The following is a 15,749-nucleotide window of genomic DNA, read 5'->3' on the forward strand; positions in this document are numbered from 1 at the left end:
GCAGGCCCGCGCGCGCGCGGCATAATGGTGGACCTGGTCAGCGGATTGCCTGTGAACGCAGCTTCTTCTCCTTTGCAGCCGGTGGGCGCCCACGAGCGCATCGCCGTCATCGACATCCTGCGCGGGTTCGCGCTGCTGGGCATCCTGCTGATGAACATGGAGGCGTTCAGCAGTCCGCTGGACCTGTCGTTCACCGGCATCGATCCGCATTGGCAGGGCGCCGACTACTGGGCCGACGCGGCCATCTACGTGCTGGTCCAGGGCAAGTTCTTCACCCTGTTCTCGCTGCTGTTCGGCGCGGGCTTCTCGGTGATGGCGCAGCGCGCCGACCTCGCCGGCCGCGCGTTCGCACCGTTCTATCTGCGCCGCAGTGCGGCGCTGCTGCTGATCGGCCTGTGCCACGCGCTGCTGGTGTGGTCCGGCGACATCCTGGTCATCTATGCGTTGATCTCAGTGCTGTTGCTGGCCTGTCGCGAGGCGCCGCGCAGCTGGCTGCCGGCAATGGGCGCGATCAGCTATCTGGGCGCGGCCGCCCTGGTGATGGTGCTGGGCGCCTTGATGAGCTGGATGGCCAGCATGGAGCATACCCAGGCGCCGCTGCGCGAAGCCATCGCACATGCCGAACAGACGATCGAACTGCAGCGTCAGGCGTATGCGCATGGCAGCTGGGCGCAGGCCGTGGGTCAGCGCCTGCATGATCTGGGCGCGATGTTGTCCGGGATCTTCGTCATCGGCCCGGAAGTGCTGGGCATGTTCCTGATCGGCAGCTGGTTCGCCCGCAGTGGTGCGCTGGCCGAGCCGGAGCGTTTCGCGCGGCTGTATGCACGGCTGCGCTGGGTTGCGCTGCCGAGCGGTCTGGTACTGATGCTGGGCAGTGCGGTCTGGCACCCCTACCAGGCGCCCGGCACACTCGATCTGGCCGGCGGCGTCGCCTATGCGATCAGTGCGCTGGCCGGGCTGCTGATGTGCCTGGGGTATCTGGCCTGGATCGTGCACGGGCGCGCGCGCCTGCAGGTGCTGGCACCGATGGGACGGATGGCGCTGACCCATTACATCGGCCAGTCGCTGGTCTGCACCTGGGTGTTCTACGGCTACGGACTGGGGGCGTTCGAGACGATGCCGCGGCTGTGGCAGATCCCGTTCGCGCTGGCACTGTTCGCCGTGCAGGTCGCCATCAGCCATGCGTGGCTGCGGTATTTCCGCTTCGGGCCGCTGGAGTGGATCTGGCGCGCGATGACCTATCTGCAGTGGCCGCCGCTGCGCCGGGCCTGACACGGCGGCGCCACCTCCCCTCACGTCTGGATCGCGGCCGGTCGTGGCATGCTGGAGATGCGCATGAGCGTCGGCACCGGCCCGTTGATGGCAGACCTGATCAACGACCGCACGCCGGCGTTCGATCCTGCCCCTTACCGAGTTGAGCGATGCCAATGACGACGCAATACGACTATGACCTGATCGTGCTGGGCGGCGGTTCCGGCGGCCTGGCCGCGGCCTTCCGCGCGGCGCAGCACGGCCAGCGGGTGGCGATGCTGGAGCCGGGTGAACTCGGCGGCACCTGCGTCAACGTCGGCTGCGTGCCGAAGAAGGCGATGTGGCTGGCCGCCGATCTGTCCGGGCGGATCGGCCTGGCCGCGGCGATGGGCTTCGACGTGCCGGTGCGCCCGTCGCTGGACTGGAGGGAACTGGTGGTGCATCGCCAGGCCTACATCGCCAACATCCATGCCAGCTATCTCAAGCGCCTGGATGAAAACAAGGTGGTGCGCGTGCCGCGCCGCGGTCGGCTGGTGGATGCGCACACGGTGGAATGCAGCGATGGCGTGCGCATCAGTGCCGCGCACCTTCTGATCGCGACCGGCGCACATCCGCAGCGCCCCGATATTCCCGGTGCCGGACTGGGGCTGGTCTCCGATGATTTCTTCAACCTGTGCAGCGCGCCGGAGCGGGTCGCGATCGTCGGCGGCGGCTACATCGCGGTGGAACTGGCCGGGCTGCTGCAGGCGCTGGGCAGCCGCGTGACCCTGCTGGTGCGGGGTGAGCGCCTGCTGGAGCGTTTCGATGCCGAACTGACAGCGCAGCTTGCCGAAAACCTGCGGCATCAGGGCGTGCAGGTCCACTTCGGCTATCGCCTGCGCGAGCTGCAGCGTGACGGCGACGCCGTGGTCGCGCTCGGCCATGATGGGCCCGCCGATGGTCACTTCGATGCGCTGTTCTTCGCCACCGGCCGACGCGGCAACAGTGCCGATCTGGGGCTGGAAGCGGTGGGCGTGGTGGTGGGTGACAAGGGCGAGGTGGAGGTCGACGAGTGGCAGACCACCGCGGTGCCGAGCATTCATGCCGTGGGCGATATCGCCGGGAAGGTGGGCCTGACCCCGGTCGCGATCGCCGCGGCGCGCAAGCTGATGGACCGCCTGTTCGGCGGCCAGCCGCAGGCGAAGATGGACTATGAGAACGTGGCCAGCGTGGTGTTCTCGCACCCGGCGCTGGGCGCGGTGGGGCTGAGCGAAGAAGAGGCCTGCGCGAGGTACGGCGACGTCCGCGTGTACCGCAGCAACTTCCGCCCGATGCTGCAGGCGCTGGCCGATGGCACCCAGCGCAGCCTGTTCAAACTGGTCTGCGTGGGCGAAGAGGAGCGGGTGGTCGGTGTGCACCTGCTGGGCGAGGCCGCGGATGAAATCCTGCAGGGGTTCGCGCTGGCGGTGAAGATGGGCGTGACCAAGGCCCAGTTCGACGACACGGTAGCGATCCATCCAACCTCTGCAGAAGAAGTCGTTCTGATGCGGTAGCAACGCGCATTCGCGCATCGCTCCCAAGGTTTGCGATGCAAACCTTGGGCCCCGCCTCACCATCACCCACATCCCCGCGCCTGTCGGCGCGCCCCCTTGACTCAAGGGGGCTGCTCCACCCGCCTGGTATCCGTGGGTGTCGAGCATGCGACAATTCCAGTTCCCCCGCTGCCCAGCCGCCTCCGTGCGGCTGTCCGCCGTCCCGATGCCGTCACCCGCTTCTTCGCTGCCCACGTCCTCCAGCCGCATCGCCGCCGGCGGCATCGCCTTGGCCGCGATCGGCGCCATTGCCGCCTCGGGCAAGGCGGTCATCGTCAAGCTGGCGTATCGGCATGGCGTGGATGCCACCACGCTGCTGGCGCTGCGGATGTTGATGGCCTTCCCGCTGTTCGCCCTGCTGGCCGTCTGGTCCGCGCGGCGCGCGCCGGCGTTGTCATGGGGCGATCGCGGGCGGGTGGTGTGGCTGGGTTTCACCGGCTATTACCTGTCCAGCCTGCTGGACTTCCAGGGCCTGCAGTACATCAGCGTCACCCTGGAACGGCTGATCCTGTATTTGAACCCGACGCTGGTCCTGCTGATCAGTCTGGTGCTGCTGAAAAAGCGCCCCGGTCGCTGGCAGGTGGCCGCACTGGTGCTGAGCTATCTCGGCGTACTGCTCGCCTTCGGCCATGACCTGCAGCTGGAGGGCGGGCGCATCGTGCTGGGCAGCGCGCTGGTGTTCGCCAGTGCGCTGAGCTATGCGCTGTACCTGTTCGGCAGTGGCCAGGTGGTGGCGCGGATCGGTGCGATCCGGCTGACCGCCTATGCCAGCTGCGTGGCCTGCGTGCTGTGCGTGCTGCACTTCGCGGTGCTGCATCCGATGTCGGCGCTGGGCCAGGCACCGGTGCCGGTGTACTGGCTCTCCCTGATCAACGCGACGGTGTGCACGGTCCTGCCGGTGATGGCGATCATGCTCGCGGTGAAGCGGATCCGCTCGTCGCTGGCCGCGCAGGTGGGTATGCTCGGTCCAGTCTCCACCATCGTGATGAGTCTATGGCTGCTCGACGAACCCATGGGGCCGTGGCAGATCCTCGGCACGGCGCTGGTCCTGCTCGGCGTGCTGCTGGTCAGCCGGGTCCGCGCGTGAACGCGGCCGCGATCGGCGATGACCCGGCAGCACAGGCGCGTGCGCGCATCCTGGCGGTGATCCGCGCGATCCCGCGCGGGCAGGTGATGGGTTACGGCCAGGTCGCGGCCAAGGCGGGGCTGCCGGGCAGGGCGCGGCTGACCGCGCGCGTGCTTGGCATGAATGACGACCCGGAGCTGCCGTGGCACCGCGTGCTGCGCTCGGATGGGCGCATCGCGATGCCGGAAGGCTCGGCCGGCTGGAAGGAACAGAGCCAGCGGCTGCGCGCCGAGGGCGTGGCGATCGAGCGGGGGCGGGTCAGGAGCATGACGGTGGCCGGCGCGGACGATCTGGATGCCGCCCTGTGGGGCCCGGGCTGACGCTGCCTGGGCGTTGAACAGGGCGCGCTGGCGCGCAGCGTGCGGCCGGGTGCTGCGGCTATGATGGGCGCAGTTCCAAAGGATGCCCCCATGTTTCCGCGACTGCCTACCGTCACCAAAGCGTTGTTGATCGCCAACGCCCTGCTGTTCCTGCTGCAGCAGCCGTTCCTGCTCGGCAATGCCACGTTCGAGCCCTTCATGCTGCAACCCCTGGGCGGTGGTTTCGATCCGTTCTCGCCCGGCGGCAACTTCCAGCCCTGGCAACTGCTCACCTATGGCTTCCTGCATGGCAGCTTCGGCCATCTGTTCTTCAACATGCTCGCGCTCTTCATGTTCGGTGCGCCGCTGGAACAGACCTGGGGCGAAAAGCGCTTCCTGACTTATTACCTGGTGTGCGTGGCCGGTGCCGGCCTGTGCCAGCTGCTGGTCGGCATGATGCTGGCCGACCCGGCCACGGTGCTGGGCGCTTCCGGTGGCGTGTTCGGCCTGTTGCTGGCCTACGGCATGCTGTTCCCCAACCAGCGGGTGATGCTGCTGTTCCCGCCGATCCCGATGAAGGCACGTACCTTCGTGATCGTCTTCGGCGCGATGGAACTGATGCTGGGCGCCACCGGCTGGCAGCCGGGCGTGGCCCACTTCGCCCACCTGGGCGGCATGCTGTTCGGCTGGCTGTTGATCCGCTACTGGCGCGGCCAACCGCCGTTCAACAACCGGCGTCCACCGGGACCTCCGAAGCGCCCCAACCACCTGCGCAGCATCAAATAACAGGGACGGAGGTGGTTAATAACCACCTCCGTCCCCATTAAAAAAAAAGGGCGCCCCGTGGGCGCCCTTTTTCGTTGACCAGGATGCAGGACTCAGCGCCAGACCTTGATCTGGTCGTTGTCCACGCGCTGCATCGGCTGGCCCGGCTTGCAGGTGAAGGTCGCGCCGAAGGACGGCAGGTTGGACAGCGGGCCGTTGGTGCGCCAGCGGCCCGGGGCCAGGATGTCGGAGGTCACGCGCTGGGCGGCGACGTTCGGCGACAACTGCTGCGGCCACAGGCTGGCCCAGGCGCGGAAGAAGCCCTGCTGGGCGGCCGGCTTGGCAGCCGGTTCGACGGCCTTGTAAGCCTCCCACGCCAGTTCGAGGCCGGCCAGATCGGCCAGGTTCTCTTCGCGGGTGAGTTCGCCGTTGACCTTCGCACCCTTGACGCCCGGGTAGTCGTAGCCGCTGTACTGCGCGGCGACGCGGTTGCCGAACAGCGTCCAGGCGGTCTTGTCGGCCGGGGTCCACCAGCTGCGCAGTTCGCCCTTGGCATCGACCAGCGCGCCCTTGGCGTCGATCGCACGGGTCAGCTCGTGGGCGACCAGCGCGCCGTAGTTGCCGAACAGCTCGGCGGTATCGCCCTTGGCGTTGAACACCGGGCCCTGCAGCACGGCGGCGGTGACGATCAGGCGGTTCTGCGCGATGTCATACGCCAGCGCCGGCTGCTGCGGCAGCACGTCCCAGCGGCGGTCGGCGTTGCCCTTGCCGATGCGCTTCATTTCTTCGCGGTGGCGCCAGGTGGACGCGATCAGCATGTTGCCGCCGAAGCTGCCACGGCCCATCGGCTGCACGGTGTAATCCAGATCGCGCAGCGGAGTGCCGATCTCGATCTTCAGTGCGGCCAGCTTGGCCTGCGCTTCGGTCTTGGCTTCATCGCTCATCCAGGTGCTGCGCTTGACCGCGTCGATCTGCACTTCGCGGATCTTGTCCACGACCAGGGCGGCCTTGCGACGGTCGTCGGCGGACAGATGCTTGGCCGCGTACTCACGGCCGACCATCGGACCGGCAGCGACGTTGATCGCATCCAGCACCTGCTCCCAGCGCGCCGGCGGCAGGGTCTGGCCACGGATCACGCGGCCGCGGAATTCGAACTCGGCGTCGCGGTAGGCCTTGGACAGGTACGGTGCCATGGCGTCACCCACGCGCCAGCGCAGGTAGACCTTCCACTGCTCCGGCTTGATCCGCGTGACCATGCCGTCGAGCTGCTTGAACAGCGCCGGATCGGCCAGCGAGACCAGGTCGTCGTTGACGCCCTGTGCCTTCAGGAAGGCCTCCAGCTGCAGGTTGCGATAGCGGCTGTTGAGCTCCTTGGTGGAGATCGGCGCGTAGTTGTTGAACGGGTTGTTGATGCCCGCCAGCGACTGCGCGTTGCGCGCCAGTTCGGTTTCCAGCGCGATCACCGACTGCGACTCGGCATCGAGCTTGTCGGCCGGGGTGCCGGTCAGGGCCAGCACCTGCTTGACGTAATTGCGGTAGCGCCCCATCAGCGCGACGGTGTCGGCATCGGTGCGGGTGTAGAACGCCGGATCCGGCAGGCCCATGCCACCCTGCATGAAGTAGCCGATGTGGCGGTCCAGCGCCTTCAGGTCCACGTCCGGCGCGAAGTTGAAGGCGACCGGGATACCGACCTGGTGCAGCGCGGCGATCGAGGCCGGCACGTCCTTGGCCTTCTTGATCGCGTTGATGCGGGTCAGCAGCGGGGCGATCGGGTTGGAGCCGTCGGCTTCCACCGCCGCTTCGTCCAGGCCGCTGGCCCAGAAGTCGCCGAGCAGCTTCTGCACGTTGCCCTGCGGTGCGGTCATCGCCGCATCCAGCAGTTCACGCTGCTGCTGGCGGGTGCGGTCGGCGAGCTGGCCCAGCGCGGTGGTGGCGCCGGTCTGCGGTACCGGGTTGGCCTTCAACCAGGTCGCATTGGTGGCCTCGTAGAAGTCGCTGCACTGCGCGCTGACGGCCGGCGCGCGGGCGGCGGCCTTCTTCTTCGGCGCGGCATGCGCATCGTGTGCGATGACCAGGGAGGCCAGGCTCAGGCCCAGGGCAATGGCGAGCGGACGGAGGTTGGACATGTAAAGCGAATCCAGCGGGGATGAGATCGCGCGAGTGTACCAAGCAAAGCGAAACGAGCGTGATGGCAGCGCGCGCCCAAAAAACAAAGGCCCGGGAAAATCCCGGGCCTCTGCATGGATCACATCACGCCGGGGCGCGATGGCTTACCAGATCACGACCTGCTGGTCGCCTGCGCGCACCATCGGCGAGCCGGCCTTGCACTGGAACGCAGCGGCGAAGGTCGGCAGGTTCGACGGGGCACCCATCGCACGGAACTGCGCCGGGGCATGCGGGTCGGTCGCCAGACGGACCTTCATGTTCTCCGGGGTGTACTTGGTGCGCCACACGGTGGCCCAGTTGAAGAAGAAGCGCTGGTCGCGGGTGAAGCCGTCGACCTTCGGGTCTTCCTTGCCGGCCGAGGCCTTCTGCAGGGCGTCGTAGGCGGTCGCCAGGCCGCCCAGATCGGCGATGTTCTCGCCCAGGGTCAGCTTGCCGTTGACCGGCTGGCCGTCCACCTTGTAACCGTCGAACTGCTTGATCAGCTTGCCGGTCAGGCCGCTGAAGTTCTTGGTGTCGGCGTCGGTCCACCAGTTCTCGAAGTTGCCGGTCGGCCCGAAACGGCTGCCCTGGTCGTCGTAACCGTGGGTCATCTCGTGGCCGATCACCGCACCGATGCCGCCGTAGTTCAGCGCGTCATCGGCCTTCGGATCGAAGAACGGCGGCTGCAGGATGGCGGCCGGGAACACGATCTCGTTCTGCAGCGGGTTGTAGTAGGCATTCACCGTCTGCGGGGTCATGCCCCACTCGGTCTTGTCCACCGGCTGGCCGATCTTGGACAGCGCGAACTTGTAGTTGAACGCATTGGCGGCACGGACGTTGCCCAGGTAGCTGTCGCGACCGGTGGTCAGGCCGCTCCAGTCACGCCACTTGTCCGGGTAGCCGATCTTCGGGGTGAAGGTTTCCCACTTGGCGATCGCCTTGGCCTTGGTCTCGTCGCTCATCCAGGTCAGGCCCTGGATGCGCTCCTTGAGCGCGGCGGCGAGGTTCTTGACCAGTTCTTCCATCTTCGCCTTGGCTTCCGGCGAGAAGGCGACCTTGACGTACAGCTGGCCGAAGGCATCGCCGGCATCGTTCTCGATGGTGCCCAGCACGCGCTTCCAGCGCGGCTTCTGCTCTTTCTGGCCGTTGAGGGTCTTGCCGTAGAAGTTGTAGCTCTCGTTGACGAACGCATCGGCCAGGTACGGCGAGGCGCCGTCCACGGTGTGGAAGCGCAGGTAGGCGCGCCACACCGACGGATCGGTATCACCCAGCGCCTTGCTCACTTCCTGGTGGAAGCTCGGCATGGCCAGCGAGAATTTCTCCGGCGTGGCGATGCCCTGGGCCTTGAAGAACTCGCTCCAGCTGAAGTTCGGGGTCAGCTTGTCCGCATCGGCCACGGTGACCGGGTTGTAGAACAGCGAGACATCGCGCGACAGCTCGACGCTGGACTTGGACGCCTTGGCCAGGCGGGTTTCGAACTTGACCACGTCGGCAGCCTGCTTTTCAGCATCCGCGGTCGCCACGCCGGCCAGTTCCAGCACCTTGGCCACGTGGGCCTGGTAGGCCTTGAGCTTGTCGGCGTTCTTGGCGTCGGTGTAGTAGGTGGTGTCCGGCAGGCCCAGGCCGCCCTGGCTGGCATAGGCCAGGTTCATGCTGGAATTCTTGAAGTCCGCTTCCGGACCGAAGCCGAACAGCACGTTCTCGCCCTTGGCTGCGCTGGTGCGCAGGTAGTTGGCGATCGCGTCCTTGTCCTGCAGTCCGTCGATGGCGGCCAGGTCGGCCTTGATCGGCTCGATGCCCTGGGCGTTGATCTTGGCTTCGTCCATGCCGGTGGCCCAGAAGTCGCCGACGATCTTCTCGATGCCGGCCGGGTTCTTGACCGCCGCGACCTGTTCGGCAAGCTGGTGCTGCACGGCGACCGAGCGCTCGTCCAGGATCGTGAAGGCGCCCCAGCTGGTGCGGTCGGCCGGGATTTCATTGGCGGCCAGCCACTTGCTGTTGACGTAGTCGCCGAAGGCGCCGCAGGCGTCCATCGCGGTGTCCAGGTCGGACGGATGGAAGGCGTTGTAGGCCGGCAGCTTGCTCTCGTCGAGCTTGTACTCGGTGACGGCCGTGGCGGCCGGCGCGGCGGTGGAGGCTGCGCTGTCCGTCGCCGGGGTTTCGTTCTTGCCGCAGCCGACCAGCGCGGCCGAAACGGCCAGGGTCAGCAGTACCAGTTTGGGTGTACGAGCGATCACGTGATTGGCCTCCAGGCCGGAAAGTCATGCAGGAATGGCCCGCAAGGGCCTGTGGGCCAGACGATACGCCGCTGGCCCGGCCTGCAAGGGTGTCGAAGGTCATGGCCGATGGCAAGCGGCCTGATCCGGTCAATCGCGGACCAGCGCCCGGCCCGGTGACGGCCAAGGAAAAGCCCCGCCTTGCGGCGGGGCCCGGGGGTGTCATCCCTGGTGCGGCTTAGTTGGTCTTGGTGCCGAAATCGTACTTGGCCTGCACGTACACCGCGCGACCGTACGGGTTGTAGATGCTGCTGTTGTACGGCGAGGCGACGTTGCCGGCGTAGCTGTGGGCCTGGCCGTCGGGCATCTTGTTGAACACGTTGTTGACCATCAGCGAGAGGGTCAGGTTGTCCAGCGCCCGGTAGTTCACGCTCAGGTTGTACGTGGTGTACGAGCCCCACTTGCCCGCCTTGTAGCCGGACGAATGCACGTAGTCGTAGCTCTCGCCCAGGTAGGACATGTAGTTCGGCGTCTTGCCGATGTAGTTGAAGTACAGCGTGGTGGTCCAGCGGTCCTTGGCCCAGCCCACCGAGCCATCGGTACGGACCTTGGCGTAGGCGTCGTAGTACCACATCGCATACGGGTCGCGCAGCAGATCCAGGTAGCCGTCGCCCGGCTGCGGCTGCAGCTCGCGCTTGAGGATGTTGGTGTAGTTGCTGGCGAACTGCAGCGAGCCGAAGCGGCCGATGTCCTGCACGTACTTGAAGCTGGCCGTGAGGGCCTGCAGGTTCTGGCGCGCCACGTTGAGTTTCGGCGTGAAGATCTGCTCGATGTTGCCGGCCGCATCGCGGGTGATCCAGTCGGCGACGTTGTCGCAGCTGGCCGAGGTCGGGTTGTCCTGCCCGTTGCGGCAGTAGTACTCCGCGCGCAGCAGCTGATCCGAGCTCAGGGTGTCGACTTCGTTGTCGATCTTCCAGTTGTAGTAGTCCACCGAGACCGACAGGTTGTTGATCGGTGCCCAGACCACGCCGGCATTCCAGACATCGGCGGTGATCGGTTCCAGCTCCGTGTTGCCGGCCTGCACGCCGAACACCGACTCGTTGCCGTACGGGCAGGCGAGGGTATCGGCCGGCGCATAGCCGAGCTGGCCGCAACGGTAGTAATCGACCGCGCCGTTGGCGTAGTAACCGCTCTCGCCCTGGAAAGCGTCGGGCAGGGTGGGGGCACGGAAGGCGGTGCCGTACTTGCCGCGGAACAGCAGGCTTTCGATCGGGCGGAACTCGACACCCACGCTGTAGGTGGCCTTGTCGACGGTGTTGTCGGCGATCTTGTAGGCGTCATAACGGCCGGAACCGGTGACGGTCAGCGAATCGATCAGCGGCAGGCGCAGTTCGGAGGTCAGCGCGTAGTTGCTGCGATGGCCATTGCCGGCCACCGAGGTGGTGCCCCACACGCTGCCGTCCATCAGGCGCTCGTCCGGGCGGTAATCCCAGCCTTCGCTGCCGGCTTCGGCGACGACGGCAAAACCGGCATCGCCACCGGGCAGGGTGAACAGTGAGCCGTTGGTGATCTGGAAGCGGCCCAGGTTCTGCCAGGTCTTGCTCTCGTTGTAGGTGTAGCCGGTGAAGCTCTGGAAATCGCCGGCCGGCAGCTGCGAATAGAACGCGCCCCAGTTCGGGCTGTAGATGTTGTAGCCGTCATCGGTGGTGCCGAGCACCGGACCGAGCACGCGGTTCTCGAAGTAGCTGTCGATGTCATCGGCCCAGCGCACGAAGCCGCGCTCGGTCAGCTTGTATTCGCCACGGCTGAAGCTGGCGCTGTAGTCCCAGTTGCCGAACGTGCCACGCCCGCCCAGGGTGACCTGGTAGGCCTTGTTGCGGTCGGTGTTGAGGATGTCCTTGTAGCCGTTCGGCCCGATGTCCTCCGGCGCGAACGCGCGCTGCAGGTTCATGTACTGATCGGTGTCCTGGTCATAGAACGCGCCGAAACTCAGGTCGCTGCCCCAGAACGTATAGCCCGAACCCGGGGTGTACTTGACCTCTTCCAGGCTGTACAGCGCATCGGCGAACAGGGTGAAGTTGTCGTTCACATCGAACGTCATCGAGCTGTAGAACTGGCTGCTTTCCTTGTCGTTCTTCAGCGTGCGGTAGCCCGCGCCGTAGGCCGAACCGCACGACTCGCCCGCCGCGCGGGTGCCGAGCACGGTGGTACCGCCGAACTGGCCGGCGACGCTGGCGCAGCGGGTCGGATCCATCATCACGAAGGCGTTGTTGTCCGCCGGCAGGTAGACCAGGAAGTCATTGGCCGGCACCTGCGCGCTGTAACCGACGCGGTTGTTGGTGCGGGTCAGGTCGCGCTGGTAGCCCCAGATCGGGTTGCTCTTTTCGTACTGGACGTTGACCAGCGCATTGAAGCGGTCATCGGCGCTGTTGAAGCCCTTGGCGCCGCTGACGCGGATGTTGTTGCCACCGCCCTCGGTGGTGGCGCCGCCACGGACGTTGAGCACACCGCCTTCCATGCGCTCTTTCAGGATGATGTTGACCACGCCGGCGATCGCATCCGAACCGTACAGCGAAGACTGGCCGCCCGGCAGGATTTCGATGCGCTCGACGATGTCGATCGGGATGCCGCTGAGGTTGTTGAACGCATCGCTGCCGTTGTAGAGCGCCGGGTACTGCAGCATCGGGCGCCCATTGATCAGGTACTTGGTGTACCCCGGATCCAGGCCGAACATGCCGGCCGCTTCGGCGCCCTGGGTGAAGGAGGCCGCGGTCTGGCCGCCCTGCAGGCCGCCGGTGGTCAGCGAGGACTGCTGCAGGACTTCGGAAATGCTGGTGAAGCCGCGGGTCTGGATGTCCTCGGCGGTGACGGTCAGCACCGGCGTGTGGTTCTCGATCTCGGTCTGCGGGATCAGCGAACCGGTGACGGTGACGCGGTCGAGATTGGTGGCGCCGTTGTCCTGTGCGAAGACGGTAGCGCTGGTGAGCAGCAGGCCGGTGAGGACGGCGGCGGCAAGCGGGTGACGCGAGATCGAATTACCTTGGCGAGACATGTGTAACCCCGTGTAGTGGTGATGTCGTGGCTTTCCCTTCCGTGGGACGTCTTGATGGCGTTCAACGGTGACCGGTCCCAGGCCTGTGACCATCCTTGGGTGTTTCATTCTGCGTTCAGTTGAAACCGGTGTGCGGCGAACGTAACACACGCTTAACGTGAAATTCGCTGAATGGTCATCCTCGGCCGGGGAGGAATATCGACCCGCTGTGAAATCGTTTGAAAAACAATCGCCTGGGCATGCATGAAATTTTATTCATGTTGCGCGGATGAGCGAGTGCTGAATATGGCGGTGTTTAACAAGTGAGATTAAAAGCCGATTCGCATTCCGAAACCCGGCGTCCGGACATGAAAAAAGCCCCGCCTTGCGGCGGGGCTCCAGGGTCCATCCCAGGACGTGGAACTTACTTCGCGCCGAATTCGTACTTGGCCTGCACATACACGGCACGGCCGTAGATGTTGTAGAAGTAATTGTTGTACGGCGTACCCGAGGTGCCCGGGTAGTTGCTCGCCTGGTTGTCGGGCATCTTGTTGAACACGTTGTTGACCATGACCGAGAAGGTCATGTTCTCCGCCGCGCGGTAGTTCACGCTCAGGTTGTAGGTGGTGTAGGAACCCCACTTGCCGGCCTTGGCGCCCGAGGAGTGCACGTAGTCATAGCCGTTGCCGGCGTAGGCCAGGTAGTTCGGGGTCTTGCCGACGTAGTTGAAGTACAGCGTGGTGGTCCACTTGTCCAGGGCCCAGGCCAGCGAGCCATCGGCGCGCACCTTGGCGTAGGAATCGTAGATCCACATGTTGTACGGATCGCGCAGCAGATCGAGGTACTCATCGCCCGGCTGCGGCTGCAGCTCGCGCTTGATCATGTTGGTGTAGTTGGTGGAGAACTGCAGCGCACCGAAACGACCCAGTTCCTGCACGTACTTGGCACTGGCGGTGATGGCCTGCAGGTTCTGGCTGGCCACGTTCATCTTCGGGGTGTAGATCTCGTCCAGCACGCCGGAGGCATCGCGGGTGATCCAGTCGTTGACGTTGTCGCAGCTGGCCGAGGTGTTGTTGACCTGGCCGTTGCGGCAGTAGTACTCGGCCAGCAGCAGCTGGTCCGAGCTCAGCGTGTCCACTTCGTTCTTGATCTTCCAGTTGTAGTAGTCGACCGAGAAGGACAGGTTGCTGAGCGGTGCCCAGACCACGCCCGCGTTCCACACATCGGCGGTGATCGGCTCCAGGTCCGGGTTGCCGGCGCGCTGGCCGAACACCGAGACGCTGTCGTGGGCGCAGCCGGTGGTATCGGTCGGGGCGTAGCCCAGCTGGCCGCAGCGGTAGTAGTCGGTGGCACCGTTGGCGTAGTAGCCGCTCAGGCCCTGGAAGGCATCGGACAGGCTGGGCGCGCGGAACGCGGTGCCGTACTTGCCGCGGAACAGCAGGCTCTCGATCGGGCGGAACTCGACGCCGATGCTGTAGGTGGCCTTGTCGACGGTGCTGTCCCCGATCTTGAACGCGTCATAGCGGCCCGAGCCGGTGACGGTGAGCGAGTCGAGCAGCGGCAGGCGCAGCTCGGAGGTCAACGCGTAGTTGCTGCGGTGACCCGCGCCGGCGACCGCGGTCGTGCCCCACACGCTGCCATCCATCAGGCGCTCGTCCGGGGTGTAGTCCCAGCCTTCGCTGCCGGCTTCGGCGACGACGGCGAAACCGGCATCACCGCCCGGCAGCGAGAACAGCGTGCCGTTGGTGATCTGGAAACGCCCCAGGTTCTGCCAGGTGCGGCTCTGGCTCTCGGTGTAACCGGTGAAGGTGGCGAAGTCGCCGGCCGGGATCGGCGCGTAGAAGGCCTCCCAGTTCGGTGCGAACACGGCGTAACCGCTGCGGGTGCCGAGCTGCGGGCCCAGCACGTGTTCTTCGAAGTAGTTGTTGATGGGGTCGGCCCAGCGCACGAAGTTGCGCTCGGTCAGCTTGTACTCGCCGCGGGTGAAGCTGGCGCTGTAATCCCAGTTGCCGAGCGTGCCGCGGCCGCCCAGGGTAACCTGGTAGGCCTTGTTGCGGTCGGTGTTGAGGATGTCCTTGTAGCCGTTGGCGCTGATGTCTTCCGGCGCGAACGCGCGCTGCAGGTTCATCCACTGGCCACTTGTCTGATCCCAGAAGCGGCCGTAGCCCGACGCGGTGCCCCACCAGGTGTAGTTGGAACCGGTGGCGTACTTCACGTCTTCATAGCTGTAGAGCACATCGCCGAACAGCTGCAGGCTGTCGTTGGCGTCGAAGGTGAACGAGCTGTAGACCTGCGCGCTGTCCTTGCCGTTCTTGACGGTCTTGTAGCCCGGGCTGTAGATCGAGCCGCAGGACTGGCCGGCCGCACGCGTGCCGAGCACGGTGGTGCCACCGAACTGCCCGGCAACGTTGGCGCACAGGTTCGGGTCCATCATCAGGTAGGCGTTGCCGGCCGCCGGATTGACGACCAGGAAATCGTTGGTCGGCACCTGCGCGGTGTAGCCGTTGCCGTTGGTGGTCCTGGTGACGTCGCGCTGGTAGCCCCAGATCGGATTGCTCGATTCGAACTGGGCATTGACCAGCACGTTGAGCCGGTCATCGGCGCTGTTGAAGCCGGTGGCCCCGCTGACGCGGAAGGTGCTGCCACCGCCTTCGGTGTAGGTGCCGCCGCGCACGTTCAGCACGCTGCCGTCCATCCGCTCCTTCAGGATGATGTTGACCACGCCGGCGATCGCATCCGAGCCGTACAGGGAGGACTGGCCGCCCGGCAGGATTTCGATGCGTTCGACGATGTCGATCGGGATGCCGCTGATGTTGTTGAACGTGTCGCCGCCGTTGTACAGGGCGGGGTAGGACAGCATCGGGCGGCCGTTGATGAGGTACTTGGTGTAGCTCGGGCTCAGGCCGAACATGCCGGCCGCTTCGGCACCCTGGGTGAACGAGGCGGAGGTCTGGCCGCCCTGCAGGCCGCCGGTGGTCAGCGAGGACTGCTGGAGCACATCGGCCACGCTGGTGAAGCCGCGCGTCTGGATGTCTTCGGCGGTGATGGTCACGACCGGGGTATGGGTTTCGATCTCGGTCTGCGGGATCAGCGAACCGGTGACGGTGACCTTGTCCAGGTTGGTGGTGCTGCTGTCCTGGGCGAAGGCGGTGACGGCGCTGGTCAGCAGCATGCCGGTCAGTACGGCGGCGGTCAGCGGGTGGCGCGAGAGAGTGGAGCGGTGGCGAGACATGGGCATCCCCGAGTGCAGTTTCGACGTGGGTGAGGCCATCCGTGGGGGCGGTGACATGCGATGTGAAGACTTCCTTGCTTCTTCATCGAACGTAACACAGCCTTAACGCGGCT

Annotated in this window: 8 protein-coding genes and 1 pseudogene; 5 read left to right on the plus strand and 4 right to left on the minus strand. The window is 65.8% G+C overall.

Annotation, left to right across the window (positions count from 1 at the left end; all coding sequences use genetic code 11):
- Positions 1 to 24 precede the first annotated feature (24 nt).
- The 5 genes and pseudogenes from HH110_RS08360 to HH110_RS08380 form a co-directional block, all read left to right on the plus strand.
- A pseudogene (locus HH110_RS08360) lies at positions 25 to 1,422 on the plus strand (DUF418 domain-containing protein); the annotation flags it as partial.
- Positions 1,423 to 1,427: 5 nt separating this feature from the next.
- Positions 1,428 to 2,783, plus strand: coding sequence for a glutathione-disulfide reductase (gene gorA, locus HH110_RS08365; RefSeq protein WP_176989265.1), 1,356 nt, complete (start codon positions 1,428 to 1,430; stop codon positions 2,781 to 2,783).
- A gap of 205 nt (positions 2,784 to 2,988) precedes the next feature.
- Positions 2,989 to 3,909: a DMT family transporter gene (locus HH110_RS08370; RefSeq protein ID WP_176989522.1), complete on the plus strand. Its 921-nt coding sequence runs from the start codon at positions 2,989 to 2,991 to the stop codon at positions 3,907 to 3,909.
- Positions 3,906 to 4,268 (plus strand): MGMT family protein, encoded by a 363-nt coding sequence (locus HH110_RS08375; RefSeq protein ID WP_342589233.1) that lies wholly within the window; start codon positions 3,906 to 3,908, stop codon positions 4,266 to 4,268. Before HH110_RS08370 ends, HH110_RS08375 begins: the two co-directional genes overlap by 4 nt.
- 90 nt (positions 4,269 to 4,358) lie before the next feature.
- Complete coding sequence (locus tag HH110_RS08380; protein ID WP_121038514.1) at positions 4,359 to 5,033, plus strand: rhomboid family intramembrane serine protease; 675 nt, start codon at positions 4,359 to 4,361, stop codon at positions 5,031 to 5,033.
- 92 nt (positions 5,034 to 5,125) lie between these two features.
- Here the strand turns inward: HH110_RS08380 and HH110_RS08385 are convergent, their stop codons facing one another.
- From HH110_RS08385 to HH110_RS08400, 4 genes are all read right to left on the minus strand, one after another.
- Positions 5,126 to 7,138, minus strand: a complete 2,013-nt coding sequence (locus HH110_RS08385; RefSeq protein ID WP_176989266.1) for a M13 family metallopeptidase — start codon at positions 7,136 to 7,138, stop codon at positions 5,126 to 5,128.
- 144 nt (positions 7,139 to 7,282) lie between these two features.
- Positions 7,283 to 9,391: a M13-type metalloendopeptidase gene (locus HH110_RS08390; RefSeq protein WP_176989524.1), complete on the minus strand. Its 2,109-nt coding sequence runs from the start codon at positions 9,389 to 9,391 to the stop codon at positions 7,283 to 7,285.
- A gap of 220 nt (positions 9,392 to 9,611) precedes the next feature.
- Positions 9,612 to 12,425 (minus strand): TonB-dependent siderophore receptor, encoded by a 2,814-nt coding sequence (locus HH110_RS08395; RefSeq protein WP_176989267.1) that lies wholly within the window; start codon positions 12,423 to 12,425, stop codon positions 9,612 to 9,614.
- A gap of 403 nt (positions 12,426 to 12,828) precedes the next feature.
- Positions 12,829 to 15,636, minus strand: coding sequence for a TonB-dependent receptor (locus HH110_RS08400; protein WP_176989268.1), 2,808 nt, complete (start codon positions 15,634 to 15,636; stop codon positions 12,829 to 12,831).
- Between the last annotated feature and the right edge of the window lie 113 nt (positions 15,637 to 15,749).

It is taken from the genome of Stenotrophomonas sp. SAM-B, from assembly GCF_013387485.1.
In the GTDB taxonomy this organism is placed as follows: domain Bacteria; phylum Pseudomonadota; class Gammaproteobacteria; order Xanthomonadales; family Xanthomonadaceae; genus Stenotrophomonas; species Stenotrophomonas maltophilia_AA.

Coding starts and splice junctions, on each gene's coding strand:
- gorA (WP_176989265.1), top strand. CDS start 1,428: ATGACGACGCAATACGACTATGACCTGATCGTGCTGGGCGGCGGTTCC.
- HH110_RS08380 (WP_121038514.1), top strand. CDS start 4,359: ATGTTTCCGCGACTGCCTACCGTCACCAAAGCGTTGTTGATCGCCAAC.
- HH110_RS08385 (WP_176989266.1), bottom strand. CDS start 7,138: ATGTCCAACCTCCGTCCGCTCGCCATTGCCCTGGGCCTGAGCCTGGCC.
- HH110_RS08370 (WP_176989522.1), top strand. CDS start 2,989: ATGCCGTCACCCGCTTCTTCGCTGCCCACGTCCTCCAGCCGCATCGCC.
- HH110_RS08395 (WP_176989267.1), bottom strand. CDS start 12,425: ATGTCTCGCCAAGGTAATTCGATCTCGCGTCACCCGCTTGCCGCCGCC.
- HH110_RS08400 (WP_176989268.1), bottom strand. CDS start 15,636: ATGTCTCGCCACCGCTCCACTCTCTCGCGCCACCCGCTGACCGCCGCC.